This window comes from Pseudomonas sp. S12(2018), from assembly GCF_024355235.1.
GTDB lineage: Bacteria > Pseudomonadota > Gammaproteobacteria > Pseudomonadales > Pseudomonadaceae > Aquipseudomonas > Aquipseudomonas palmensis.
In genome coordinates this window covers 93,926-120,808 of record NZ_QLAD01000006.1, presented here as the reverse complement: position 1 = coordinate 120,808, position 26,883 = coordinate 93,926, and the positions used below count along the sequence as shown (strand labels likewise).

At 66.6% G+C, this 26,883-nt stretch carries 23 protein-coding genes; 19 read left to right on the top strand and 4 right to left on the bottom strand.

Annotation, left to right across the window (positions count from 1 at the left end; all coding sequences use genetic code 11):
* Positions 1-30: 30 nt before the first annotated feature.
* Genes DN388_RS15510 through DN388_RS15460 form a run of 11 tightly spaced genes read left to right on the top strand, consistent with a single transcriptional unit; the run spans position 31 to position 15,638 of the window.
* Complete coding sequence (locus DN388_RS15510) at positions 31-2,160, top strand: TonB-dependent receptor (protein WP_229590261.1); 2,130 nt, start codon at positions 31-33, stop codon at positions 2,158-2,160.
* Positions 2,161-2,215: 55 nt separating this feature from the next.
* A complete protein-coding gene (locus DN388_RS15505) occupies positions 2,216-3,931 on the top strand; it encodes an ABC transporter substrate-binding protein (protein WP_255000964.1) in 1,716 nt (571 codons plus the stop codon).
* Entirely contained in the window at positions 3,928-4,860 is a 933-nt protein-coding gene (locus tag DN388_RS15500) for an ABC transporter permease (RefSeq protein WP_054914524.1), read from the top strand. The genes DN388_RS15505 and DN388_RS15500 overlap by 4 nt, the downstream gene beginning before the upstream one ends.
* A gap of 25 nt (positions 4,861-4,885) precedes the next feature.
* Positions 4,886-6,121, top strand: coding sequence for an acyl-CoA dehydrogenase family protein (locus DN388_RS15495; RefSeq protein ID WP_100632765.1), 1,236 nt, complete (start codon positions 4,886-4,888; stop codon positions 6,119-6,121).
* A gap of 25 nt (positions 6,122-6,146) precedes the next feature.
* Positions 6,147-7,490, top strand: a complete 1,344-nt coding sequence (locus tag DN388_RS15490; protein ID WP_054914522.1) for an LLM class flavin-dependent oxidoreductase — start codon at positions 6,147-6,149, stop codon at positions 7,488-7,490.
* Positions 7,491-7,512: 22 nt separating this feature from the next.
* Positions 7,513-8,565, top strand: coding sequence for an NADP(H)-dependent aldo-keto reductase (locus DN388_RS15485; protein WP_255000961.1), 1,053 nt, complete (start codon positions 7,513-7,515; stop codon positions 8,563-8,565).
* Positions 8,566-8,594: 29 nt separating this feature from the next.
* Complete coding sequence (locus DN388_RS15480; RefSeq protein ID WP_255000960.1) at positions 8,595-9,485, top strand: ABC transporter permease; 891 nt, start codon at positions 8,595-8,597, stop codon at positions 9,483-9,485.
* Entirely contained in the window at positions 9,482-11,131 is a 1,650-nt protein-coding gene (locus tag DN388_RS15475; RefSeq protein ID WP_058540182.1) for an ABC transporter ATP-binding protein, read from the top strand. The genes DN388_RS15480 and DN388_RS15475 overlap by 4 nt, the downstream gene beginning before the upstream one ends.
* A gap of 3 nt (positions 11,132-11,134) precedes the next feature.
* Positions 11,135-12,973, top strand: a complete 1,839-nt coding sequence (locus DN388_RS15470; RefSeq protein WP_078480991.1) for an ABC transporter ATP-binding protein — start codon at positions 11,135-11,137, stop codon at positions 12,971-12,973.
* Between the two features lie 28 nt (positions 12,974-13,001).
* Positions 13,002-14,222, top strand: coding sequence for an acyl-CoA dehydrogenase family protein (locus tag DN388_RS15465; RefSeq protein WP_255000956.1), 1,221 nt, complete (start codon positions 13,002-13,004; stop codon positions 14,220-14,222).
* A gap of 6 nt (positions 14,223-14,228) precedes the next feature.
* Positions 14,229-15,638 carry an MFS transporter gene (locus tag DN388_RS15460; protein WP_043862770.1) on the top strand — a complete coding sequence of 470 codons (1,410 nt, stop codon included), beginning with the start codon at positions 14,229-14,231 and terminating at the stop codon, positions 15,636-15,638.
* On the opposite strand, the gene DN388_RS15455 is transcribed toward DN388_RS15460, so the two are convergent.
* Together DN388_RS15455 and DN388_RS15450 are read right to left on the bottom strand one after the other, a co-directional pair.
* Positions 15,639-16,739, bottom strand: a complete 1,101-nt coding sequence (locus DN388_RS15455) for a sigma-54-dependent Fis family transcriptional regulator (RefSeq protein ID WP_043862771.1) — start codon at positions 16,737-16,739, stop codon at positions 15,639-15,641.
* 10 nt (positions 16,740-16,749) lie between these two features.
* Entirely contained in the window at positions 16,750-17,937 is a 1,188-nt protein-coding gene (locus DN388_RS15450) for an acyl-CoA dehydrogenase family protein (protein WP_043862772.1), read from the bottom strand.
* Between the two features lie 229 nt (positions 17,938-18,166).
* On the opposite strand from DN388_RS15450, the gene DN388_RS15445 reads away from it, so the two are divergent.
* On the top strand, positions 18,167-18,382 hold the full coding sequence (locus DN388_RS15445; RefSeq protein WP_043862773.1) for a molybdopterin-binding protein: 216 nt from the start codon (positions 18,167-18,169) through the stop codon (positions 18,380-18,382).
* Between the two features lie 53 nt (positions 18,383-18,435).
* On the opposite strand, the gene DN388_RS15440 is transcribed toward DN388_RS15445, so the two are convergent.
* Positions 18,436-19,374 (bottom strand): site-specific integrase, encoded by a 939-nt coding sequence (locus DN388_RS15440; RefSeq protein WP_255000947.1) that lies wholly within the window; start codon positions 19,372-19,374, stop codon positions 18,436-18,438.
* A gap of 177 nt (positions 19,375-19,551) precedes the next feature.
* On the opposite strand from DN388_RS15440, the gene DN388_RS15435 reads away from it, so the two are divergent.
* Entirely contained in the window at positions 19,552-20,574 is a 1,023-nt protein-coding gene (locus DN388_RS15435; protein ID WP_043862775.1) for a DNA-binding protein, read from the top strand.
* Positions 20,575-20,637: 63 nt separating this feature from the next.
* Here DN388_RS15435 and DN388_RS15430 read toward each other — a convergent pair whose 3' ends face one another.
* Positions 20,638-21,153, bottom strand: coding sequence for a GNAT family N-acetyltransferase (locus DN388_RS15430; protein WP_058540185.1), 516 nt, complete (start codon positions 21,151-21,153; stop codon positions 20,638-20,640).
* A 184-nt stretch (positions 21,154-21,337) separates the two neighbouring features.
* Between DN388_RS15430 and DN388_RS15425 the strand changes: the two genes are divergently transcribed.
* From DN388_RS15425 to DN388_RS15400, 6 genes are all read left to right on the top strand, one after another.
* Positions 21,338-22,651 (top strand): NAD(P)/FAD-dependent oxidoreductase, encoded by a 1,314-nt coding sequence (locus tag DN388_RS15425; RefSeq protein WP_255000942.1) that lies wholly within the window; start codon positions 21,338-21,340, stop codon positions 22,649-22,651.
* Positions 22,651-23,061, top strand: coding sequence for a RidA family protein (locus DN388_RS15420; RefSeq protein WP_003182257.1), 411 nt, complete (start codon positions 22,651-22,653; stop codon positions 23,059-23,061). The genes DN388_RS15425 and DN388_RS15420 overlap by 1 nt, the downstream gene beginning before the upstream one ends.
* A 10-nt stretch (positions 23,062-23,071) precedes the next feature.
* Positions 23,072-23,746: a DUF1028 domain-containing protein gene (locus DN388_RS15415; protein WP_043862778.1), complete on the top strand. Its 675-nt coding sequence runs from the start codon at positions 23,072-23,074 to the stop codon at positions 23,744-23,746.
* Entirely contained in the window at positions 23,739-24,899 is a 1,161-nt protein-coding gene (gene argE / locus DN388_RS15410; protein WP_255000930.1) for an acetylornithine deacetylase, read from the top strand. Before DN388_RS15415 ends, argE begins: the two co-directional genes overlap by 8 nt.
* A gap of 133 nt (positions 24,900-25,032) precedes the next feature.
* Positions 25,033-26,073 (top strand): ABC transporter substrate-binding protein, encoded by a 1,041-nt coding sequence (locus DN388_RS15405; protein ID WP_255000927.1) that lies wholly within the window; start codon positions 25,033-25,035, stop codon positions 26,071-26,073.
* A gap of 283 nt (positions 26,074-26,356) precedes the next feature.
* A complete protein-coding gene (locus DN388_RS15400) occupies positions 26,357-26,851 on the top strand; it encodes a DUF2599 domain-containing protein (protein WP_078480985.1) in 495 nt (164 codons plus the stop codon).
* Positions 26,852-26,883 lie beyond the last annotated feature (32 nt).

Genomic DNA, 26,883 nt, shown 5'->3' with positions numbered 1-26,883 from the left:
AATCAGGTGGGGAGCAAGACCTTGAAACGCGTGCATTGGGCAACTTCGGCAGTATTGCGACATTCATCCCTGTTCGCTGTAAGCAGCGCACTATTAACATTCATCCCGTTGGCCTCGGCCGCCGACACCGACACCAGCGGCGACAAGCGCCTGGGTACGGTCACCGTGCAGGCCGCCAAACAGAGCCCTGTGCAGGCGGCGCAGAGCAAACTCGACGAGGTCGCCGGCGGTACCAGCCTGGTCACCCAGGCTGAAGTCGAAAAGGGCCGCTCGGCCACCCTGGAAGACACCCTGGCGTACCAGCCCGGCGTCTACGCCCAAGCTGCCGGTGGCAACGATGCCATCAAGATTTCCATTCGCGGCTCCGGCGCCAATACCTCGCCCGGCTATTTCCGCGAAGGCACCAAGTTTCTCTTCGACGGCCTTGCACTGACCGGCGCCGGTGGCACGCCCTATGAACTTCTGGATACCCAGGGCCTGAACTACACCGAAGTACTGCGCGGTGCCAACGCCTTCGAATACGGCGCACTTTCACTGGGGGGCGCGATCAACTTCGTGACCAACTCCGGGCTGACCGCACCGGGCAACCGCATCAAGCTCGAAGGCGGCAGTTTCGGCTGGCAGAAGCAGACCCTGAGCACCGGCGGCGTGGCCGGCAATGCCGACTACTACGTCAGCGTCGACAACGCTCGCCGCGATGGCTACCAGGACTTCACCTTCACCAAGGCCAAGGGGGTGGTCAGCAACTTCGGCTACCGCTTCAACCCCAAGCTCGAAACCCGTCTGTACATCCGCTACCGCGAGGAATACCACGAGAACTCGGGCACCCTGACCCTGGCGCAGCTCAAAAAGAACTCCAAACAGACCAACGCCGCCACCTACGCCACCCGTGGCGACTCCACCAAGCGCGGCTCGACCTGGGTCGGCAGCAAGACCACCTACACCTTCGATGACGATGCCACCCTCGAAGCCGGGCTGGTGTACCACAACTACCCGCAGATCCTCAGCCGCAAGAGCACCGTCAACCCCAACTACTGGGACTGGCGCGACATCAACTACTCGCTCAAGTACAGCCGCACCGACCAGCTGTTCGGCCTGCCCAGCACCACCACCGCGGGCTGGAGCAGCACCCAGCACATCCGTTCCGGCGCACGCACCTACAAGGGCGACAAGGACCTGGGCATTCTGCAGAAGCAGGTCGAGTACGACGGCTCGTTCGACCATGTGTTCACCCTGGGCAACGACCTGGGCCTGACCGACAACCTGTACCTGGCCACCGGCGTGTCGGCGATCGAGATCAAGCGTGACATCAACGTCACCTACAGCGACCGCCCCAACACCAGCGGCCTGCCCAGCCACTACAAGTACGACGAGTGGAAGCTGGCCCCGCGTATCGGCCTGCGCTACTACATCGCCCCGGACGTGCAGCTGTTCGCCAACGCCAGCCGCACCATCGACCCGCCAAGCTCCTGGTCCAGCTCCGGCTCCGGGGTCACCAGCAACTACGCCAAGCCACTGGTGCCGCAAGCGGCCAACACCGTGGAGTTCGGTATCAAGGGCAAGTCGGGGATCTTCGACGGCAGCCTGGCGTTCTACAAATCCTGGGTCAAGAACGAGCTGCTCAACGTCGAAGTGCTGCCGGCCACCGCCACCTCTGCTGCGGTGGTGTCCACCTCCAATGCCACGCCCACCATCCACCAGGGCATCGAGGCCGGCCTGAGCACCCGCCTGTGGGAAGGCGCCAACGGTGACAGCCTGACCTGGCGCCAGGCCTACACCCTCAACGACTTCCACTACGAGAACGACCCGCTGTTCAAGAAGAACGAACTGCCGGGCCTGCCCAAGCACGTGTATCAGGGCGAGCTGCAGTACCAGTGGGCCAGCGGTTTCTACGCCGGGGTCAACGTGCGCACCGCGTCCAAGACTTCGGTGGACTACGCCAACAGCTTCTACGCGCCGTCCTACACGCTGTGGGGCGCGCGCCTGGGTTACGACGACCCGGGCAAGACCTGGCAGGTGTACCTGGACCTGAAGAACATCACCGACCAGGACTACGTGACCGCCGTGCTGCCGACCTACAACTCCCAGGGCAGGGACGTCGCGTCGCTGTACCCGGGCGACGGCTTCGGCGCCTTCACCGGCGTGACCTACAACTTCTAAGCCAGCGCGGCCAGCACCGACGTGCACCTGCACGCGGTGCTGGCGGAGGAAGCACATGACCCTGATCACAAGGCTCGCACGCCTGGCCGTACTCGCCAGCGTGGTGGCGCTGGGCGCCTGCAAGCCGGCCAGCGAAGCGCCGCGCAACAGCGTATCGAGCGCCGACGGCGTGCTGCGCGACGGCAGCCTGAGCTACGCCGCCGAGGACTACCGCGAAGCCGCGCCAGGCAAGCCGGGCGGCACGCTGCGCATTTCCACGGCGTCCGACACCACCACCCTGGACGTGCATTCGATTTCCCACGGCAACGTGCAGTGGCTGGGGCGCATCCTGTTCGACTGCCTGCTGTACCAGGACGAGCAGGGCAACATCTCGCCGTGGCTGGCCAAGTCGTGGGACATCTCGCCGGACGGCAAGACCTACACCTTCCACCTGCGCGATGACGTGACCTTCAGCGACGGCGAGAAATTCAACGCCCGCGCCGTGCAGATCAACCTGGAGCACATGCGCGACCCGGCCACCAAGTCGCCGCTGGCCGCCGCGTACATCGCGCCCTACGTGGACGGGCGCATCGTCGACGAGTACACCTTCGAGGCGCACCTGCGCGAACCCTATTCGCCGTTCCTGGACGTGCTGGCGCAGTCCTGGCTGAGCATGATCTCGCCGCGCCAGATCCTCGAGGCGCCCAAGTCCATCGCCGAGCACGCCATCGGTTCGGGGCCCTTCGTGCTGGAAAGCTACACCCGCGACCAGGGCGCCACCTTCGTCAGGCGCAAGGGCTACAACTGGGCGCCCCCGGTGACCCGGCACAACGGCGAGGCCTACCTGGACCGCCTGGAGCTGAGCATCGTGCCCGAGCCGATGATCCGCTTCAGCGCGCTCGAGTCCGGCCAGTCGGACTTCACCGTGGACGCGCCGGCGCAGAACGCCAGGGCCATTCGCAGCAACCCCGACCTGCAGATGAGCAGCCGCATCCGCAAGGCCAACCCGTTTCGCAGCCTGACCTTCAACGTCGAGCAGTTCCCGTTCCAGGACGTGCAGGTGCGCCGCGCCGTGGCCAAGGCCATCGATCGCGACGGCCTGGCCTGGATCACCGGCTTTGGCGAGTACCAGCCCAAGGGCGATTTCCTGGCCGCCAACACCCGCTACTACGACCCCGCGTTCAAGGATGTGCTGGCTTATGACGTGGCCGAGGCCAACCGCATTCTCGACCAGGCCGGCTGGGGTGAACGTGACGCCAGGGGCTACCGGGTCAAGGACGGCCAGCGCCTGTCGGCGCGCCTGCTGATGTACGAGACCGGCGCCTTCCCCGGTAGCGTGGCAGTGGCCATCCAGGCCGACCTCAAGAAGGTCGGTTTCGAGCTGGCCATCGATCTGCTGCCCCTGGCCCAGGTCACCGAGCGCCGCTATGCCAGCAACTTTCAGGCAATCGCCGGCGGCTACTGGCACACCAACACCCCCGACGGGCTGTACATCCTCTACCACAGCAATGCGATCAGCACGCCCAAGCTCATCGGCCAGAACGCCGGGCGTTTTCGCGATGACGCCCTCGATGCGGCGCTGTCGGCGGCGCGCCGTTCCACCGACCCGGTGGAGCTGGCCGCGCTGTACCGCACCGCGCAGCAACGCCTGGTGGAAACCGTGCCGGCCGTACCGGTGTACGAGAGCCATGTGCTGGTGGCCTACCGCAAGGCGGTCAAGGGCGTGATCTTCGATACCTCGCACAACACCCCGTTCTTCACCAGCATATGGCTCGACCAGGAGGCCCGATGAACACCCTGCGCCTGATACTCCGTCGGCTGCTGGCCGGCATCGGCGTGCTCTGGGGCGCGGCGACCCTGACCTTCCTGGCCTTGAACCTGAGCGCCGGCGACCCGGCACTGGCCATCCTCGGCGGGCCGGAGGCGATGCCCAGTGCCGAGCTGATCGCCCAGGTGCGCGCCGAATACGGCCTGGACCAGCCGTTGATCGTGCAGTACGGCCATTACCTGGGGCGCCTGGCCCAGGGCGACCTGGGCGAGTCGTACCGCCTGCGCATCCCGGTGGGGCAGATCATCGCCGGGCAACTGGGCGCCACCGTGCAACTGTCGCTGGCTGCGGCGGTACTGGCGGTGCTGCTGGCCGTGCTGGTCGCGGTGCTCACCGCCAATCGCGCGCCATGGCTGCGCTCGCTGGTGTCGGGCACGGAGCTGGTGCTGTCGTCGGCGCCCTCGTTCGTGATCGGCCTGGGCCTGCTGCTGGTGTTCGCGTTCGGCTGGCACCTGCTGCCGCCGTCCGGCTCCAGCGGCTGGCAGGCGCTGATACTGCCGAGCGTGGCGCTGGCCTTGCCGGTGGCGGCGGTGCTCAGCCAGGTACTGCGCCAGGAACTGGAAGACATTCTCGAACAACCCTTCATCGCCATGGCGCGCGCCCGCGGCATGTCCGAAACCGGCGTGCGCCTCAAACACGCGCTGCGCCATGCACTGGTGTCGCTGGTGACCCTGTCCGGCTTCGTGTTCGCCAGCCTGCTCGGCGGTGCGGTGGTGATCGAGCTGCTGTTCTCGCGCCAGGGCATCGGCCGGCTGATGCTCGACGCCGCAACATCCAAGGACGTGCCGCTGCTGCTGGGCATCACCCTGCTGGCGGCGGCGATCTACGTGGTCGTGAACTTTCTCGTCGACCTGATCAATCACTGGGTGGACCCGCGTGCCAAGGCCGTGTGATGCCACCCCCAAGCAAGGACCTGTCATGACCCAATCCAATTCCTACGCTGCGCTGCAGGCGCGCTTCAAGCCGCTGTTCGCACAGATCGGCGAGGGCGCGGTGGCGCGTGAACAGCAGCGCGAACTGGCCTTCGAGGCCGTGGCGTTGCTGCGCGATGCCGGCTTCACGGCGCTGCGCGTGCCCCAGGCGCATGGGGGTGCCGGCATCAGCCTGCCGGTGCTGTTTGGCCTGCTGATCGACCTGGCCGAGGCCGACTCCAACCTGCCGCAGATCGTACGCGCGCACTTCGGTTTCGTCGAAGGGCGGCTGTCGGCCCGCGAACCGGCGTCCCAGGACTACTGGTTCGCCAAGGTGGTGGCCGGGCAGCTGTGGGGCGCGGCAATGGCCGAGCGCAGCGACAGCAGCACCAACTCGGTCAGCCTGGAGGCCGCCGAGGAGGGCTGGCGCCTGAACGGCGAGAAGTACTACTGCACCGGCACTATCTACGCCGACTGGGTGGCGGCCGTGGCCATGCACGACAAGGACTTCGTCAGCGTGGTGGTGGCAGTGGACGCCCCCGGCGTGACCCGTGAAGACGACTGGGACGGTTTCGGCCAGCGCCTGAGCGGCAGCGGCACCACACGCTTCGAGCAGGTGGCGGTGCCCGAGCAGCATGTGCTGCGCCGCTTCAAGCCCGGTGAGCTGCGCGCCGAGTCGTACATCTCGGCGTTCTACCAGCTGTTCCACCTCGCCACCCTGGCCGGCATCGCCCGCGCCGCGCTGCGTGATGCCACCGCCTTCGTCCAGGGCCGCACCCGCGCCTTCGGCGTGCCGGGCCAGTCCAGCCCCAAGGACGACCCGCTGGTGCAGCGGGTGATCGGACGCCTGTCGAGCCTGGCCTATGCCAGCGAAACCCTGGTGCTGGCTGCCGCCGAGGTACTCGAGCGGGTACACCAGGCCGAGCTGAACGACAGCGCCCAGGAAGCCGACTACGTCGAGGCCGATATCCGCACCTTCCAGGCCCAGCAGATCGTGCTGGAGCAGGTGCTGGAAGTCACCACCCTGCTGTTCGAGGTGGGCGGCGCGTCGGCCACCAGCCAGGCCCGGCGCCTGGACCGGCACTGGCGCAATGCGCGCACCCTGGCCTCACACAACCCGGCGATCTACCGCGAGCGCGCGCTGGGCAACTACTACCTCAACGGCGTCAGCCCCGGTGCTGCCTGGCGTGCGCTGCATGCCCAGGACGGCACCACCGTGCGCGACGAAGCCAGCGCGGTGTAACCGCCTTCATTCAGGAGCAGCAGCCATGAGCCAGACCGCAAGACAGATGAGCATCGGCATGAACATCCTCGGCTTCGGCGCGCATGCCAGCGCCTGGCGCAAGGCCGAAGTACCGGCCAACGCCTACCTCGACGTCGAGTACTACCGCAACATCGCGCGCATTTCCGAGCGGGGGTGCCTGGACGCGATCTTCCTCGCCGACGGCCCGGCGCTGGCGGGCGACATCGCCCAGCACCCGGCCGGGCGCCTGGAACCGACCGTGCTGCTGACGGCCGTGGCCCTGGCCACCCGGCACATCGGGGTGATCGCCACCGCGTCCAGCAGCTACAACGACCCGTTCAACCTGGCGCGGCGCTTCAGCTCGCTGGACCACATCAGTGGCGGCCGGGCGGCCTGGAACGTGGTGACCAACGCCGGCGACGCCGCCGCGCAGAACTTCGGCCTGGCCGGTGCGCCGCGCCATGTGGACCGCTATGCGCGGGCCGACGAGTTCATCGACGTGACCCTCAAGCTGTGGGACAGCTGGGAGGACGACGCGATCATCGGCAACGCCGCCAGCGGCCAGTTCGCCGACCCGCACAAGGTGCACAGCATCGATTTCGTGGGCGAGCATTTTTCGGTCAAGGGGCCGCTCAACCTGCCGCGCTCGCCGCAAGGCCGGCCGGTGCTGGTACAGGCCGGCTCGTCCGAGGGCGGCAAGGCCCTGGGCTCGCGCTATGCCGACGCGATCTTCACCACCCAGACCACCTTGCCCGACGGCCAGGCGTTCTATCAGGAGATGAAACAGCGCGCACGCCAGTGGGGCCGCAACCCCGATCACCTGAAGATCATGCCGGGGCTGTCCACCGTGATCGCCAGCACCGAGGCCGAAGCCCGTGCGCGCTTCGATGAACTGAACGCCTACAGCGGCGAGGCGGGGCTGGTGCAGCAACTGGCGTTTCGCATCGGCCTGCCCCCCGACGAACTGGACCTGGACGCGCCGCTGCCGTGGGAGCGTATTGGCCCGGTCAGCGAATTCGAGCGCGGCTCGCACGGTTTTCTCGAAGCCCAGTTGAACCTGGCACGGCGCGAGAACCTGACCATCCGCGAACTGTCGCGGCGCATCCTGGTGGGCCACCGCCTGCTGGTGGGCACCCCGGAACAGGTCGCCGACACCCTGGAGCACTGGTTCCGCGCCGGCGCCGCCGATGGCTTCAACATCATGCCCGACATGTTCCCCTCGGGGGTCGAGGTGTTCGTCGACCAGGTGGTGCCGCTGCTGCAGCAGCGCGGGGTGTTCCGCCGTGAATACACCGGCAGCACCCTGCGCGACCACCTGGGCCTGCCGTACCCGGCCAGCCAGTACCAACGTGCGGCAGAGGCCGTCTGAACCGATTAGCGAGGCACACCCCATGAACTACCGCACACTGGGCAACAGCGACATCAAGGTCAGCGTCATCGGCCTGGGCACCATGACCTGGGGCCACCAGAACAGCGAGCAGGACGCCCACCAGCAGCTGGACCTGGCGCTGGACCACGGTGTCAACCTGGTCGACACCGCCGAGATGTACCCGACCCCGACCCATGCCGACACCTGGGGCAGCACCGAGCGCTTCATCGGCACCTGGCTGGCCCGGACCGGCCGGCGCAGCGATATCGTGCTGGCCAGCAAGATCGTCGGCCCCACGCGCAACCCCGGCAGCGGCAGGCATATCCGCGATGGCCTCAGCCGCCACGACCGCGCCAACATCGTCGCCGCGCTGGACGGCAGCCTCAAGCGCCTGCAGACCGACCACCTGGACCTGTACCAGCTGCACTGGCCCGACCGCAGCACCAACTTCTTCGGCCAGCGCGAGTACCCGTATGTCGACGACCCGCAGGCCATTGCCATCGGCGAAACCCTGCAGGTGCTGGCCGAGCAGGTGCAGGCAGGCAAGGTCCGCCATATCGGCGTGTCCAACGAAACCCCGTGGGGGGTAGGGCAGTTCCTGCGCCAGGCCGAGGTGCTGGGGCTGCCGCGCATCGTCAGCATCCAGAACCCCTACAGCCTGCTCAACCGCCTGTACGAAGGCGGCCTGTCGGAATTCAGCCACCGCGAAGGGGTGGGCCTGCTGGCCTATTCGCCGCTGGCCTTCGGCGCGCTCACCGGCAAGTACCTGGGCGGCGCACGGCCTGAAGGTTCGCGCCTGTCGTCGGTGTACCGCACCTTCAACCGCTACGACAGCGCGTCGGCGCAGCAGGCCATTGCCGCCTACGTGGCACTGGCCCGCGAGCTGGACGTGAGCCCCGCGCAACTGGCCCTGGCTGCGGTGATCGGCAAGCCGTTCGTCAGCAGCACCCTGACCGGGCAGACGAGCCTGGCGCAACTGCGCGAGAACATCGGCGCGCTTGAGCTGCAACTGAGCAGCGAGACCCTGGCGCGCATCGAGCAGATCCACGCGCACACCCCGAACCCGGCGCCCTGAGCCGCAACCCCTAGCCTGTGGAGGTGCCCATGGCGCCCATCAATCAAAGCGCGAGCGTCGGCCTGATTGCCGCCGAGCCGCTGTTCGTGGCCCGGCGGCGCAAGGTGCGGCGCTGGGCCATCCGCCCGGGCCTGGTGCTGGCCGGGCTGTTCGTGCTGCTGCTGGTGATTGCGGCCATCCAGCCGCACTGGCTGGTGGCGGGCGACCCGCTGGAGGCCAGTGCGCGCCAGGCGTTTCGTGGCCCCGACAGCCTGTACTGGCTGGGTACCGACGAAAACGGCCGCGACATCCTCACCCGGCTGGTGTACGCGGTGCGCCCGTCGCTGGTGCTGGGCCTGTCGGCCACCGCCATCGGCCTGCTGCTGGGCACCCTGTTCGGCCTGGCGGCGGGGCTCGGCCCGCGCTGGCTGGACGGTGCGGTGATGCGCGGGGTGGATGTGCTGCTGGCATTCCCCGACCTGCTGCTGGCCCTGGTGATCATCACCTTCTTCGGCCAGGGCCAGTTGAACACCATCATTGCCGTGGGCATCGCCAGCGTGCCGCGCTATGCACGCCTGGTGCGCGCACAGGCCCTGGTGGTGCGCGGTGCCGGCTACGTCGAGGCCGCCACCACCCTGGGCCTGGGCCGGCACGCGGTGATCCTGCGCCATGTACTGCCCAATGCCATCAAGCCGATCCTGATCCTGGCCACCATCGGCATCGGCGGCAACATCGTCTCGGGCGCGGCCCTGAGCTTTCTGGGCTTTGGCGCGCCGCCGCCGGAGCCGGAGTGGGGCGGCATGCTCGCCGTGGGCCGCAACTACCTGGCCAACGCCTGGTGGCTGGTGGCCTGGCCCGCCCTGGCAATCACATTGACCGTGGTCTCGATCAGTACGATCGGCCGCGAACTGCTGCGCCGCAGCGAAGGTAAACGCCCATGAGTCGCGCACCGCTTATCGATGTACAGGACCTGCACGTGCGCTTTGGCGCCCAGGCCGTGCCCACCCTCAAGGGCATCAGCTTCCAGCTGCACCAGGGCGAGTGCCTGGCGCTGGTGGGCGAGTCGGGCTCGGGCAAGAGTGTCACCTCACGCACGCTGGCCGGGCTGACCGGCGCCCATGCCCAGGTGCAGGCCAGCCGCCTGGACTTTGCCGGGCACGACCTGCGCGAGTTCGACGAGCGCACCTGGCGCCAGGTGCGCGGCGCGCAGATCGGCTTCGTGATGCAGGATGCCCTGGGCGCGCTGGACCCCTTGCGCCCGGTGGGCAAGGAGATCGCCGAGCCGCTGCAGTTGCATACCGGGCTCGACCGCGCGCAGCGCCAGGCCAGGGTGATCGAGCTGCTGCGCGCCGTCGGCGTGCCGCAGCCGGAACTGCGCGCCCGCCAGTACCCGTATCAACTGTCGGGCGGGCTGCGCCAGCGGGCGCTGATCGCCTCGGCCATCGCCTGCAACCCGCGCCTGTTGATTGCCGACGAGCCGACCACCGCGCTGGACGCCACGGTACAGGCGCAGGTGCTGAGCCTGCTCGAATCGCTGCGTGGCGAGAACACCGCGATGCTGATCGTGAGCCACGACCTGGCGGTGGTGTCGCGCCTGGCCAACCGCGTGGCGGTGATGCACAACGGCGTGATCGTCGAGCAGGGCAGCGTCGAGGCGGTGCTGCACGACCCGCAGCACCCCTACACGCAGTTTCTGCTGCGTGCCGGCCGGGCGGTGCACTTTCGGCGCACGCCGGGGGCAGCACGAACGCCGTTGGCTATCGTGGCGCCGACCCAGGAGCCACCGCTGTTGCAGGTGCGCCAGCTGAGCAAGGCGTTCAAGGGCCCGGACGGGCAGATGCGCACCGTGGTCAACCAGGTGTCGCTGCAACTGCGCCGCGGCAAGACCCTGGGCATCGTCGGCGAGTCGGGCTCGGGCAAGACCACCCTGACGCGCATGATCCTGGGCCTGGAAACCCCCGACAGCGGCGATATCCAGATCAAGGGCCAGCCCTGGCTGAAGCTTTCCGAGGCGCACAAGCGTCAGTTGCGGCGCAGTATCCAGGTGGTGTTCCAGGACCCGCTGAGCTCCTTCGACCCACGCTACAACGTGCAGCGTGTGCTGTTCGAGGCGCTGGAGGTGGCCGGGCACAAGCGCGCCGACTGGCGCAGGCGGGCCGAAGAACTGCTGGGCCTGGTACGCCTGGACGCGGCGCTGCTCGACCGGCGCCCCATCGAGCTGTCGGGCGGGCAGCGCCAGCGCATCGCGATTGCCCGCGCGCTGGCCGCCGGGCCGCAGATTCTGGTGTGCGACGAGCCGGTGTCGGCGCTGGACGTGTCGGTGCAGGCGCAGATCCTCGAACTGCTCGACGACCTCAAGCAGCGCCTGGGCCTGGCGTGCCTGTTCATCTCCCACGACCTGGGGGTGATCAACCAGGTCAGCGACGAGGTGCTGGTGATGAAGGACGGCGTGGCGGTGGAGAGCGGGGCGGTGCGCGACGTGTTCGACCACCCGCAGCATCCCTACACCCTGGCCTTGCTGGAGGCCATTCCGCACCTGGAAAGCGGCCGTCGTACCTCGTTCGAATTCCTCAAGTTGGCGATCTGAACCATGAGCCTGCATTTCTCGACCCGCCACACGCCGCGACGACGGCTGCACCACTGGAAGATCGACCACCTGCCGGACACGCCGCTGGCCTTCGTGCGCCTGTGCATCGGCAATTACAAGGTCTGGTACTCAAGCATCCTGCTGTTGCAGTGCATCGCCGTGGTCAGCGCGGTGCTGATCCCCTGGGCGCTGGGCCTGATCACCCGGCAGGTGACCGAGGCCGCCTCGGTGCATGCCGCGCTGCCGGGGCTGGTGGCGCCCCTGAGCCTGTTCGGCACGCTGCTGGTGCTGGAACTGCTGAGCGCCCGCAGCGCCGCCGCCTGCCACATCAAGGTGCTGCCGCTGCAGCGGCGAACCGTGACCCATGCCTTGTTCGCCTACCTGCAACGCCATTCCCAGCGCTTTGTCAGCAGCGAGTTCGCCGGGGCGCTGGCGCACCGCATCGCCGAGGTGGCGCTGGGGGTCAACCAGACCCTGGGCATCCTGCTGTTCGACATGCTCGGCCTGGCGCTGACCCTGAGCCTGGCCACCGCCTTGCTGTGGAGCGCCTCGGGCCTGCTGGCCGCGTTCATGCTCGGCTGGTCGCTGCTGTTCATTGGCATTTGCTATGTCCTGGCGCGGCGCAGCCACCCGCTGGCGCAGCAGTATTCGGCGGCGCGCAGCACCAGCAACGGCAAGGTGGTGGACGCGGTGAGCAACCTCACCAACATCCGCCTGTTCGCCCGCCAGCCGTTCGAGCACGGCTACCTGGGGCACTACCTTGACCGCGAGGTGGACGCGGCCTACCGCTCGTTCTGGTACATGGAGAAGATCCGCTGGTTCCAGTCGGCCGGCGGCGTGGCCCTCAAGCTGGGCATGCTGGGGCTTGCGCTGCAGCAGTGGTACGTGGGGCGCATCGACATCGCCACCTTCGTCATGGCCACCAGCCTGTCGCTGCTGATCATCAATGACGTGAGCAACCTGTCGCGGCGCTTTCTGGAGTTCTTCGAGGCCACCGGCAACATCGCCAACGGCGTGCGCACCCTGGTGCGGCCCCACGAGGTGGTGGACCTTCCCGGCGCACGGGCGCTGCCGCCGGTGCGCGGCGACATCGAGTTTCGCGACGTGAGCTTCGGCTATGCGCCCGACAAGCCGATCTTCCAGCACCTGAACCTGGTGATCCCGGCGGGGCAGACCGTGGGCCTGGTGGGCACCTCGGGCTCGGGCAAGTCGAGCCTGCTCAACCTGCTGCTGCGCCTGTACGACGTCAACAGCGGCCAGGTGCTGGTGGATGGACGCGATGTGCGCGAAGTGACCCAGCATTCGCTGCACCAGCAGATCGGCCTGATCCCCCAGGAACCTGGCCTGTTCCACCGCAGCATCGGCGAGAACATCCACTACGGGCGCCTGGAGGCCAGCTTCGAGGACGTGGTGCATGCCAGCCGCCGCGCCGGCGCCGACGACTTCATCGACAGCATGGAACACGGCTACGACTCGCTGGTGGGCGAGCGCGGGGTCAAGTTGTCGGGTGGCCAGCGCCAGCGCATCGCGATTGCCCGGGTGCTGCTCAAGAACGCCCCGATTCTGGTGATGGACGAAGCCACCTCCAGCCTGGACTCGCTCACCGAGCGTTTCATCCAGGAAAAACTCGACGAAATCATGCACGGCAAGACCGTGCTGGTGGTCGCGCACCGTTTGTCCACGGTGGCGCACCTGGACCGCATCCTGGTGTTCGACAAGGGCCGCCTGATCGAGGACGGCAACCATGCACAACTGCTGCGCCAGCGCGGCCAGTACCACCGGTTGTGGAGTCGCCAGGCCGCTGGCCAGTTCGACGAAACACCCGCTACCGAATCTGCCTGAGAGTTTTCAAACGCCCAAGGAGGCGCCCATGCCGCATTTGTCCGAAGTCCCCAAACACGCCCCCCAACACGCACTGACCAGCGTTGCGCACCTGCATCAACGCCTGGATGCCTTGCTTCCCGAGATTGCGGCCGGTGCAGCCGAGCGTGAACGTGAGCGCCAGCTGCCGTATGACGCCATACGCCAGCTGGCCGCCGCAGGGCTCTATACCGTGCGCATCCCGCTCGCCTACGGTGGCCCCGGCGGCTCGGTGAGCGACGTGATCGGCCTGCTGCTGCGGGTGGCCTCGGTGGACTCCAATGTGGCCCAGGCCCTGCGCCCGGGCTTTGCCTTCGTCGAAGGGCTGCTGGCCGCCGACCATAGCGGTGCAGAGCAGGAACGCCAGCGCTGGTTCGCGCGCTACCTGGACGGCGCCGTGCTGGGCAACGCAGGCTGGGAGGTGGGCGGCGCCAATGGCGCGATCAGCGCACGCATCGTGCCCGATGGCGAGCACTTTCGCGTCAGCGGCAGCAAGTACTACAGCACGGGCGCGCTGTACGCCGACTGGGTCAGCGCCGTGGCGCTGGACGAACAGGACAGGCCGGTGTCGTTCGTGCTGCCGCGCGATCGCCAGGGCCTGGAGCTGGTGGACGACTTCGACGCCATGGGCCAGCGCCTGACCGCCAGTGGCACCACGCGTCTGAACGATGTGCAGGTGCTGGCCAGCGAGATTCGTCCGCGCACCGTGGAGGAGGGCAAGCGCACCATCGTCACCCCGTTTCTGCAGTTGTTCCTCGCCACCGTGGAGGCCGGCATCGCGCGCAATGCCCAGGAGGATGCAGTGCGCTTTGCCCGCGAGCATGCGCGACCGATCAAGCACAGCAGCGCCAGCCAGTCGGTGGACGACCCCTATGTGCAACTGAGCGTGGGCGAAGTGGCCGCGCGCGCCTTCACCGCCGAAGCGGTGGTGCTCAAGGCCGCAGCGGTGATCGACCGCGCCTGGGCCCTGCAACTGGACCCGCAGGCGGTGGATCAGGCCGCCATCGACGTGGCGCAGGCCCAGTACATTGCCGCCGAATCGGCGCTGCGGGCCGCCGAGCTGCTGTTCGATGTGGGCGGTGCGTCCACCACCGGGCGCAGCCACAACCTCGACCGGCACTGGCGCAACGCGCGTACGGTGGCCAACCACAACCCGCGCCACTGGAAGGCCTCGGCGGTCGGCACCTGGTACCTCAAGGGCACGCCGCCGCCGACCTCGGGGCTGTTCTGAGTGACCATGGCCGAACCCCTGCCGGCCTTGCGGCCGGTTTCGCGCAAGGTGCCGATGATCATCGGCTGCGCGCTGTGCATGGAACTGATCGACTCCACCGTGGTGATGACGGCCTTGCCGCAGATGGCCAGCGACTTCGGCGCGCCGAGCGTGCGCATGAACCTGGTGGTGTCGCTGTACATGCTGGCCGCCGCGCTGTGCGTGCCGGTCAGTGGCTGGGCCGCCGACCGCTTCGGCCCACGACGGCTGTTCGTGGTGGCGATCGTGCTGTTCATCGTGTCGTCGCTGGCCTGCGCGGCATCCACCTCGCTGCTGCAGCTGTGCCTGGCGCGCATGCTGCAGGGCGCGGCGGGGGCGATGATGGTGCCGGTGGGGCAGGTGATCCTGCTGCGCTGGTCGCCGCGCGAAGACCTGATGCGCAACCTGTCGTACCTGACCATTCCGGCGCTGATCGGGCCCATGATCGGGCCGCCGCTGGGCGGGCTGATGGTGACGTTCGTGTCGTGGCACTGGATCTTCCTGATCAACCTGCCCATCGGCCTGGTGGGCATCGTGCTGGTGCTGCGCCATGTACCGCATTATCCCGGGGTTCGTGCGCGGGCACTGGATGTGCGCGGGCTGCTGCTCAGCGGCACCGCGCTGGGGGCGCTGGTGTTCGGTTTCGAGGCGCTGGGCCACGGCCTGCTGCCGCGAGCGTGGGTGGCGGTGATGATCGGGGCGGGGCTGCTGTGCGGCGCGTGGTACATCCGCCATGCACGGCGCTGCGCCGAACCGCTGCTGGACTTGTCGCTGCTGCGCATTCCCAGCTACCGCATCAGCTTCTGGGGCGGCAACCTGCTGCGCCTGGGTACCTCGTCTGGCCCGTTCCTGCTGGTGCTGATGTTTCAGCTGTGCTTTGGCCTGAGCCCGCTGCATGCGGGGCTGCTGACCCTGGCGGGCGGCGCGGGGGCGTTTCTGATGAAGCTGCTGGCAGTGCGGGTGGTGCGCCGCTTCGGCATCCGTCGCACGCTCACCGGCAATGCGCTGCTCACCGGGCTGACCCTGGGGGCCTGTGCCAGCTTTACCAGCGATACGCCGTACTGGGTGATCGTGCTGATGCTGTTCGCCAGCGCAGTGATCCGTTCGCTGCAGTTCAGCACCCTGGGCGCGCTGACCTATGCGGATGTACCGGCGGCGCTGAGCAGCCGGGCCAGCAGCCTGTCGGCGATGACGGTGCAGTTGAGCATGAGCCTGTCGGTGGGGCTGGCCGCCTCGCTGCTGGGGGTGCTGATGAACCTGCGCGGGCACGCCACCCCCGTCACCAGCGACGTGGCCTGGGTGATGCTGCTGTGCGGGCTGGCGTGCATGGCCTCGGCACTGGTGTTCCGGCGCCTGGCAGCAGACGCCGGCAATGCGGTGTATGCCGCGCGTGGCTGATCAGATCGACAGGTTGAGCACCCGCTCGCCCTGGGTGGCGCCAGTGGGCCGGCGGCGATTGACCGCCAGTTCGCCGATCTTGATCAGGCGGGTACGCGTGACATTGCGGGTCAGGCCCAGCAGGTTGGCGGTGTGCACCTGGTTGTAGTGGCTGAAGCGGTAGGCCGCGCGCAACAGCGCGTCCTCGACCTGTTCGTGCAACGCGCCGGCCTGTTCCTCGAAGAGTTTCTGGAAGGCCCGCTCGAGCAGCGCCTGGGCCGAGTCGTCCTGGCTGGGGCTGTCGTCCTGGCGTTCGATGCGCATGTTCGACAGGCGCAGGTCGTCGTGCTCGATCAGGCCGTCGCGGCAGATCAGCAGGGTGTGGTGGATGACGTTTTCCAGCTCGCGGATGTTGCCCGGCCAGCCGTAGGTGCGCAGCTTGTGCTCGGCCTGGGCGCTCAGGCGCACCTGGCCGTAGCCCAGGCGCTGGCTGTAGGCATCGATGAAGTGGCGGGTCAGCGGCAGGATGTCGCCGGGGCGTTCGCGCAGCGGCACCAGCTCCAGGCTGACCACGTCCAGACGGTAATAGAGGTCTTCGCGAAAGTGCCCGGCATTGATCGCCTTTTCCAGCTGCACGTTGGTGGCGGCCAGTACCCGCACATCGATGGGAATGCTCTTGCGCGAGCCCAGGCGCACCACTTCGCGCTCCTGCAGCACGCGCAGCAGCTTGACCTGGATCGGCATCGGCAGGTCGCCGATCTCGTCGAGGAACAGGGTGCCGCCGTTGGCCTCTTCGAACCAGCCGGCCTTGGCCGCCAGGGCGCCGGTGAAGGCGCCTTTCTCGTGGCCGAACAGCTCGGCCTCGACCAGCGATTCGGAAAACGCGCCGCAGTTGACGGCCACGAACGGCTTGTCACGTCGCCCGCTCAGGTTGTGAATGTGGCGCGCCACCAGCTCTTTGCCGGTACCGGTCTCGCCGATGATCAGCACGCTGGCTTCGCTGGGCGCCACCTGTTGCAGGTGCGCCAGCAGCGCACGTGACTTGGGGTCTTCGAACACCTGCGCGGTGGCGCGGATCGAGGTGGCCAACGCGGGCGAGGGCGGTAGGGTCAACAATTGCATGGCAGTCACACTATGAATAGAACGTCGGAATCGGCAGGCGCTGGTTCAAGGCCCAGTCGCCCAGTTCGTGGAGTTTGTAATCCAGCGGGTCGTGCAGGCTCTGGGTGCGCAGGTTGCGCCAGTGCCGGTCGAGCCCCACCGAGGCCTGCGTGGCGCGGGCGCCGGTGACCTCGAAGACCTTGCTGCACAGCTCCAGGCCGTCGCGGCTGGCCGCCACCTTGGCGGTGGCGATGGCCACCGCCACGCGGCCGCGCTGGTCTGCGCCGAGCGCGGCGCCCTTGGCCCAGGCCCGGTCGAGTTCGCCGGCGGCGTTGTCGAGCAAAAGCCGGGCGCCTTGCAGGCGTACCCAGAAGTCGCCGAAGTGGCCCAGTACATAAGGATCGTCGCGGCTATCAAGGGCTGTGGACTTGAACCAGGGTCGGGTCTCGTTGAGGGTGTACTGGCGCGCTTCTTCGAACGCGCCTTCGGCGATGCCCAGGCAGATGTTGGCGAAATGCAGCTGGGCGATCAGCGGCCGCAGGCAGGCGAACGGCGTGCTCAGCGGGCCGGGGTCGAGCAGCAGGTCGCCTTCCTCCACGCGTACCCGTTCGAAGGTGGCGCTGCCGCTGTCGGTCTGGCGCTGGCCCATGTTGTGCCAGTCGTCGTGCAGGGTGATGCCGGTGCGACCGCTGGGTATCGCGGCAATCAGCAGCTTGCCCCCGGCCGCCTCGTCCACGGCCGAGGCAATCAGCATTTGTGAATCGCTGGCGCCCGAGCAGAAGCTCTTCTTGCCGGAGAATTCACGCCAGCTGCCGTGGTGCTTGACGATGGTGCGGGTGTCGAGGGGGTTGAGGGCATTGCCCCAGAACCAGTTCTTGCGCGCCGTCAGCTCGTACCAGGGCTGCCATTGCGAAGGTGCGCCGAACAGACGCACGGTGGCCAGCATCAGGTGGTGAAAGCCGAACACATGGGCAATCGAGCTGTCGACCCGGGCGAATTCGCGCACCACATCGAAGGTCTGGCTCCAGGTGGCGTTCAGCCCGCCGAACTCGCGGGGGATGCTCAGGGCCAGCAGGCCGCTGGCACGCAGGGCATCGCGTTCGGCCTTGGGCGTGCCGCCCTTGCGGTCGCGCTCTACCACGCTGCGGCTGAATGTCTGGGCCAGGTCGCGGGCAATCTGCAGCGGGGTCGATCGAGGGGTATGCAACGTGGCGCTCACGCGGGTTACCTGTGCAAAAAGGTTCGGGCCTCAAGGCCGGGCCCTGTCGATGCTAAATGATCTAAAAAACCTTAAATAAATAACGTTTAGGAATGTTGATATACAGCTTTTCATATTCCATACGGATCTATATTTGTCGTTATTTATTCTTTTTGATTTTTATCTTTGCGGTGCACTCTGCATTCACGCACTGCAACGACGGTGCTCCCAACTGCTAAGGAGCCACACCATGACCATCAAGGCGATCAACGTACGTAACCAGTTCAAGGGCACCATCAAGGAGATCATCGAGGGGCCGGTGGTCTCGGAAATCGACGTGCAGACCCAGGCCGGCATCGTCACCTCGGTGATCACCACGCGGTCGGTGCATGAGCTGGAACTGAGGATTGGCAGCGAGGTGATCGCGTTCGTGAAATCGACCGAGGTGTCGATCGCGAAGCTGTGAGAGGGGTGTGACGGTGAGCGCCGGGTGGCCTCACCGCAATGCTCAGTCGGCTGTCAGCACGTCCCTTCTGGCCGGCAACACTCCAGCTCCCCGAACGACACCGACGCATCCACGTAGCGCATCGCCGATTTCACGTCGCGCCAGCCCACGTGGGCCATCAGCGCTTTCATGTCCCAGCCATTGCCACTGGCCCAGGTGGCAAAGCCACGACGCAGCGAGTGGCTGCTGTAGAGGCTGGCGGGTAGCCCGGCATCTGCAAAAATCCGCCTCAGCAGTACGATCAGGCTGCCACTGTTGAGCGCCTGCTCGCCCAGGTTGCCCCAGCGATCGAGCTTGCGAAACACAGGCCCGCGGGCGATGCCCGCCACGCTGATCCAGTCGATGTAGGCCTGTACCGGGCACAGGCTCTTCAGGGCAGGGGTGCGATGACTGACCCCGCGGCCCTGCCGGTCCCCTTTGCTTTGCGCCAGGTACAGCTGCATGCCCACGCCCGCCTGGGCCTGAATGTGCTCCACGCGCAGGCGCGCCAGCTCATCGCCCCTGAACCCTCGCCAGAACCCGATCAGCAGCAGGGCGACATCGCGCCGTGCGCGCAGCAGCTCGGGCAGGCAGTGCGCCTGTTGCGCCTGTGCGGCTTTGGCGTGCAGTGCGTCGACCGTGCGCTGCAGGTGTTCCAGGGTCAGGGCTGCTGCCTGGCGCTCCTGCGCCGGATGCACCGCGCGTATGCCCTTGAGCATCTGGCGCACCAATGGCGCCTTGGTGGGGTCGGGAAAGCCCTGGCTGGTGTGCCACTGGCCCAGCGCGGCCAGGCGTTGGCGCAAGGTGTTGATCGAGTGCTGCTCGGCGTAATCGGCCAGGTAGCGCGCGATGCTGTCGGCCGTGGCCGGTAGAAAGCCACCCCAGCTCACCTCGAAATGCTCCACGGCCGCGCGATAGCTGCGCCGCGTGTTGTCCCTTACGGCTGCGTCCAGGTAGCGATCGAGCTTGTTCATCGGCAGGTTCTCCATCGGTGTACGGCTGAGCGACTGCAACCGGGCGTTTTTTGCCTATCACATGTGATAAGCCGTGATTATTTCATCTTTTATTCTGATTTCTATAGGCATTTTTTCAATTTCATTTAGTATGTATCTACATAGTACGTACCACATTACGAAATAGTAGGAGCACCCATGGCCCGTGGCGGTATCAACAAGGCAATCGTGCAGAAGGCGCGTCAGGCGCTATTGGCCCGTGGCGAACACCCCAGTATCGATGCCGTACGTATCGAGCTGGGCAACACCGGGTCCAAGACCACGATTCACCGCTACCTCAAGGAGCTGGACGCGCAGCAACCGACACTGGCAGCGGACAAGCCGGGCATGAGCGAAGCCCTGGCCAACCTGGTCAGTCAGCTGGCCCAGCAACTGGTGGAGGAGGGCGACGCACGTATCGAAGCGGCGCAGAACGTGTTCGACCATGAAAAGGCGGCGTTGCAGGGCGAACTGCAGGCGATCCAGCAGGCGCTGGCGACCCTGCAGCAGCAACACCAGATTCAGGCCGAGGCGCTGGCGGGTGAGTCGGCGCAGCTGGCCACGACCCGCAGTACCCTGCAGACCGAGCAGACGCGCAATGCCACCTTGAATCAGGCGGTAGGTGAGTTGAACCTGCGCCTGAACGACAAGGACGAGCAGATCCAGTCGCTGGAAGACAAGCACCAGCATGCCCGCGATGCGCTGGAGCATTACCGCACCGCCACCCGTGAGCAGCGCGAGCAGGATCAGCGCCGCCATGAGGCGCAGGTACAGCAGTTGCAGGTCGAGGTGCGTCAGTTGCAGCAGAGCCTGATCGTCAAGCAGGACGAACTGACGCGGCTCAACCGCGACAACGAGCGCTTGCTGGTGGAGGCGCGGCAGGTGCAGCGTGAGCGGCAGGCGCTGCAGGACCAGCAGGCGCAACAGGCACAGGAGATCAAGACCTTGATGGCCAGCCTGGCGCAGTCGTTGGGTGCGCGGGAGGAGCTGCTGCGGCAGAACCAGGTGCTGGGGCAGCAGGTGGAGCAGGGGGCGGGTGAACAACGCCAGCAACAGCAGGTGATTGAGCAATTGCAGGCGCAGGTCGAGCAGCGCGATGCAGAGCTGGAGGCCTTGAAGGCAAAGGAGCAAGCCTCAGACCGAGCTGAAGCCGAGCAGACAGGGCTGCCGACTCACCCCTGACAGGGCAGGGTGCGTTGCAGCGAATCTAGGAGCCGGCCTTGCCGGCGTCTTGGGGGGCGCCAGTTAGTCGCGCAATGACAAGCGCATCGCACACCGCCCCTGCAACCCTCGCGAAGCCTCGTACGCCATCTGCCGGCGCAACATACCGCTTAACGACGCCTCTTCCAGCCTCTCGAAACCCAACCGTGCATAAAACGGTGCATTCCACGGCACCGCCACAAAGGTGGTGAGGGTCAGGGCCGCGAAGCCCTGGGCCTCGGCATGCGCGCGCACGGCCGCAATCAATCGCCGACCCAGGCCCTGGCCTTGCTGCGCATGATCCACCGCCAGCTCTTCGATGTGCAGCGACTCATCGAACGCGCTGGCACACACGAACCCAATTGGGCGGTCCCGCCCATCCACCACCACCCACTCGAGCCCGGCAGCCACGAACTCCAGGTGCTCGACGCTGCTGAGCACCGTGTGCTCGGCAATCCACGCCAGTGCCGGCACTTGCACAAAGGCCTGGGCCGCAGAGCGCTCTATGTCAGGCAGCAGGGGAGCATCGGTAGGGGTGGCCAGGCGAATGGAAAAGGACATCGGGCACGCTCTGCAATGGGAACCCACGCAGTCTGTGCAAAGCACCAGGGTTGTGCAAGCGCCCCCGGCATGGGCAATACGGGGGCACGCTTTTTCCTTGCCAGTGGCGACATAAATCATAATTTCGCTAATACCCGGCGGCGCACAGAATGCGGGCAACCCCCTCATGCAGAAGCGCACAGCCATGACCGTTGAAAAAACCCGAATTGATACGCTTGTAGTAGGCGCCGGTCAGGCCGGCGTGGCCATGAGTGAGCACCTGGGCCGCCTCGGGGTGCAGCACCTGGTGCTGGAACGCAACCGCATCGCCGAAGCCTGGCGCACCGGTCGCTGGGACTCGCTGGTGGCCAACGGCCCGGCCTGGCACGACCGCTTCCCGGGCCTGGAATTCGAAGGCCTGGATGCCGACGCCTTCGCCGGCAAGGATCAGGTGGCGGCCTACTTCGAGACCTATGCCAAGAAGATCGACGCGCCCATTCGTACCGGTGTCGAAGTGCTCAAGGTCGAACGCAACGAAGGTCGCTCGGGCTTTACGGTGCAGACCTCCATGGGCCTGATCGAGGCCAACCAGGTGGTGGTGGCCACCGGGCCGTTCCAGCGCCCGGTGATCCCGCCCATCGCTCCGCAGCTTCCCGGCATTACCCAGCTGCATTCGGCCGACTACCACAACCCCCGGCAATTGCCCGAAGGCGCGGTGCTGGTGGTGGGCGCGGGCTCCTCGGGTGTGCAGATCGCCGATGAACTGCAGCGCGCCGGCAAGCAGGTGTACCTGTCGGTGGGCGCGCACGATCGCCCGCCACGTGCCTACCGCAATCGCGACTTCTGCTGGTGGCTGGGGGTGCTCGGCCTGTGGGACGCCGAAGGCGTGCAGCCCGGCAAGGAGCACGTGACCATCGCGGTCAGCGGTGCCCGTGGCGGACATACCGTGGACTTTCGCAAGCTGGCCCACCAGGGCATCACGCTGGTGGGCCTGACCCGCGCATTCGATCAAGGTGTGGTCAGCTTCGAGGCCAACCTGGCCGAGAACATCGCCCGCGGCGACGAGAACTACCTGGCGCTGCTCGATGCCGCCGACGACTACATTGCACGCAACGGCCTGGACCTGCCCGAAGAACCCGAAGCACGCCACATGCTGCCCGACCCGCAGTGCCTGACCCAACCGATTCTTGAGCTGGACCTGGCCAAGGCCGGTGTCAGCTCGATCATCTGGGCCACCGGCTACTCGACCGACTACAGCTGGCTGAAGGTCGATGCCTTCAAGCCCGACGGCAAGCCACAGCATCAGCGCGGTGTGTCCCGCGAACCGGGGATCTATTTCGTCGGCCTGCCGTGGCTGTCGCGCCGTGGCTCCGCCTTTATCTGGGGCGTGTGGCACGACGCCCGGCACATCGCCGAGCACATCGTGAAACAGCGCACCTATTTCGACTACCGCGACGCCGCGCAACGCGAGGCTGCCGCCCACTGTGATTCCAACGTCCAGAAACTGGGAGTACGTTGATGCCTACCCATACCCGCATCCGCATGTTCAACACCAAGGATACCTACCCCAACCAGACCCTGGACAACGATCTGTGCCAGGCCGTGCGTGCCGGCAACACGGTCTACGTGCGTGGCCAGGTGGGCACCGATTTCGACGGTCAACTGGTCGGCCTTGGCGACCCGCGGGCCCAGGCCGAGCAGGCCATGCGCAACGTCAAGCAACTGCTCGAAGAAGCCGGCAGCGACCTGAGCCACATCGTCAAGACCACCACCTACCTGATCGACCCGCGCTACCGCGAGCCGGTGTACCAGGAGGTCGGCAAGTGGCTCAAGGGCGTGTTTCCGATTTCCACCGGGCTGGTGGTCAGTGCCCTGGGCCAACCGCAATGGCTGATGGAAATCGACGTGATCGCGGTGATCCCCGAATAAGGAGCGGCACATGACTTTTTCTATCGTCGGACGCTGCGCCGAAACCGGTCAGCTGGGTATCGCCATCAGCTCGTCGAGCATCGCCGTGGGCGCGCGTTGCCCATGGCTGCGCGCCGGCGTGGGCGCGGTGTCGAGCCAGAACATCACCTTGCCGGCGCTGGGCCCGCAGATACTCGATGGCCTGGCCGACGGGCTGGCACCTGCCACGGCCTTGGACCAGGCGCTGTCGAGCAATGGCTATGGCCAGTACCGTCAGGTAGCGGTGGTGGATGCCCAGGGGCGCACCGCACTCTTCAGTGGCAGCCACGCACTGGGCACCCACAATGCAGTGGCAGGCGATCAATGCGTGGCCGCCGGCAACCTGCTGGCCAGCAGCGCGGTGATCGAACGCATGGTCGAGGCCTTCGAGCGCAGCGAGGGCTGCCTGGCCGCCCGGTTGCTCACGGCATTGCAGGCGGGGCAGGCCGCAGGCGGCGAGGCCGGGGCGGTGCACTCGGCGGCACTGTCGGTGGTCGGCGACCTGACCTGGCCGATCGTCGACCTACGGGTGGACTGGGCCGACGAGAATCCCATCGGCGAACTGCACAAACTGTGGACCGCCTATGAACCCCAGTTGCAAGACTACCTGACCCGCGCCCTGGACCCGACGCAGGCGCCCAGCTACGGAGTGCCCGGCGATGAGTGAATGGCGCAGCCGCACCCTGCTGGCGCAGCTGGTCGGCTTCGCCACGGTGAGCCGGGATTCGAACCTGGCGCTGATCGAGTTCGTGCGCGATTACCTGGACGATCTGGGGGTGGACTGCGAGCTGATCTACAACGCCGAACGCACCAAGGCCAACCTGCTGGCCAGCATCGGCCCGGGTGTGGAGGGTGGCGTGGTGCTGTCCGGACACACCGATGTGGTACCGGTGGACGGCCAGGCCTGGACGGTGCCGCCGTTCGACCTGAGCGAGCAGGACGGCAAGCTGTACGGCCGGGGCACTGCCGACATGAAAGGCTACCTGGCCTCGGTGCTGGCGGCGGTGCCGCTGTTTCTGGCAAGCCCGTTGCGCCGCCCGGTACACCTGGCGTTTTCGTATGACGAAGAGGTGGGTTGCCTGGGGGTACGCAGCCTGCTCGAGGTGTTGCCACGGCGTATCCCGATGCCGGCGCTGTGCCTGATCGGCGAACCCACCGAACTCAAGCCGGTGCTCGGGCACAAGGGCAAGCTGGCCATGCGCTGCCATGTGCACGGCGCGGCCTGTCATTCGGCCTACGCGCCCTATGGCGTCAACGCCATCGAGCAGGCGGCGCGGCTGATCGGCCAGCTGGGCGCAATCGGTAAGCGTCTGGCGGCGCCGGAGCTTCACGACGAACGATTTGACCCGGCATTTTCGACCGTGCAGGTGGGCACGATCCAGGGCGGCACGGCGCTGAACATCGTGCCGGCCGATTGCCGTTTCGATTTCGAGGTGCGGGCGCTGCCGGCGTTCGCCCCGCAAGCGGTGGCCGATGAATTGCAGGCGTTTGCCGCGCGTGAAGTAGTGCCGGCGATGCAGGCGGTCAATGCCGACAGCGGCATTCGTTTCGAAGCGCTGTCGAGCTACCCGGGGCTTGCCACGCCACCGGACAGCGCGGCGGCGCAGCTGATTGCCCGGCTGTGCGGCAGCGATGCCTTCAGCACGGTGGCCTTTGGCACCGAAGGCGGGCTGTTCGACCAGGCCGGGATACCGGCGGTGGTCTGCGGGCCGGGCAGCATGGACCAGGGACACAAGCCGAACGAATACGTCAGCGTCGAACAGCTGGCTGGTTGTGACCGGTTGATGGAGCGTCTGGCGGCGTTTTTGAGCGAGACATAACACACAGATCGGCATACGAGCCGGCCAACGTTGCACCTTTTACTGCCGTAGAGCAGGACGACCGTACCCGCGGTCGCCTAACAAAACCCCGCCGGCGCGCACGAGCGTGCCGGCCTAGTCGAGGAAGTGAGCCATGACCCGATCCTTGCGTTGCAGCGTTCCGTTTGCCCTGGCCCTGTTGAGCAGTGCCGTGTTTGCCGCCCCGCAGAACCTGACCGTCATCTCGTTTGGCGGCGCCACCAAGCAGGCACAGGAAAAGGCCTACTTCCAGCCATTCAATGCCAGCGGTGCGGGCACCGTGGTGGCAGGCGAGTACAACGGCGAGCTGTCGAAAATCAAGGCCATGGTCGACGTCGGCCACACCAGCTGGGATGTGGTCGAGGTCGAAAGCCCCGAGCTGTTGCGCGGCTGTGATGAAGGCCTGTTCGAGAAACTCGACCCGCAACGTTTCGGTGACCAGGCCAATTTTGTGCCCGGCACCTTCACCGAGTGCGGCGTGGCCACCTATGTATGGTCGATGGTGATGGCCTACGACCATGCCAAGCTGGCCAAGGGGCCGACCTCATGGGCGGACTTCTGGAACGTGAAGGACTTCCCCGGCAAGCGCGGCCTGCGCAAGGGAGCCAAGTACACCCTGGAGATCGCCTTGCTCGCCGACGGCGTCAAGCCCGATGAGTTGTACAAGGTGCTCGGCACCCCTGAAGGGGTGAGCCGCGCGTTCGCCAAGCTGGACCAGATCAAGTCCAACATCCAGTGGTGGGAAGCCGGGGCGCAACCTGCGCAGTGGTTGATTGCCGGCGATGTGGTGATGAGCGCGGCGTACAACGGGCGCATCGCGGCTGCGCAGAAGGAGGGCATGAAGCTGAGCATCGTATGGCCGCAGAGCCTGTTCGACCCTGAATACTGGGCGGTGGTGAAGGGTACGCCGAACAAGAAACTGGCCGAGGATTTCATTGCGTTCGCCAGCCTGCCACAGGCGCAGAAGGTGTTCTCGGAAAACATTCCGTATGGCCCGGTAAACAAGCAGACCCTGGGTTTGCTACCAGCCGAAGTACAGAAGCAGTTGCCCACTGCCGAAGCCAACCTGGCCCAGGCGCGAGCAGTGGATGCGGCGTTCTGGGTTGACCATGGCGAGGAGCTGGAACAACGCTTCAATGCCTGGGCGGCGCGCTGATTCGAGCCAATATCCCACCCAGGCCTTAGCCCCCGCTACTGATACTTCTGTCAGTAGCGGGCTGGTGTTGCTCACCGTTACTGTTTGCCTTGCCGTTGGGCAGACAGTGGGAGAGCGACATGAACACCTTGCGACATACGCTGGCCCGGCCTGTCCGTACCGAACAAGCCCCCCTGGAACATCGAGACGCGCCGCCCGTATGCGCGTCACCAGCCCGCAATGGCAGCCAACGGCAACCCCTGAAGTGTGATCGACATGGGCAATCCTGCCAAAGGAGCCGGTGATGCCCATCCATCTTGCCACCAGAGCTTGTTGTTTGCTGGCAGCAGTACTGCTGACTGGCTGCATCCATCCGAGCCAGCAGTCGACGCCTCATGCGCCAGGCACCCAGGCGTCGAGCAGCGAGCTTTCCTCCGTCGACGCTTCGCCTGGCGAAGCCGCTGCGCGCGCACGTTGCACGCGCTACTTCGAGTCGGGGCAGTGGAGCTACCGCTACGACCCAGGCATCCGCAAGAACGCCTGGACCCTGGAGCTCACGCCTACCTATTGCGGACGACGCATCCGCCAGGACGAAACCAACGCCGCCTACGCGGAACTGTACAAGCGCTACGGCAGTGACTGGCGCTGGCGCCTCGACAACGGGGGCGGCATGCGTCGTCAGTTGGTGTGCCACCTGGCCACCGCCCGCTACAAGAAAACCTGGAACCTGGAGCCTTTTCGACCCGATGTGTCTCATCGCGTATCGGTGGCTGCCGGTTGCAATCCGACGCCACGTTGACAGGCAGTTTCAGCACTGCAGCACAAGGAGTG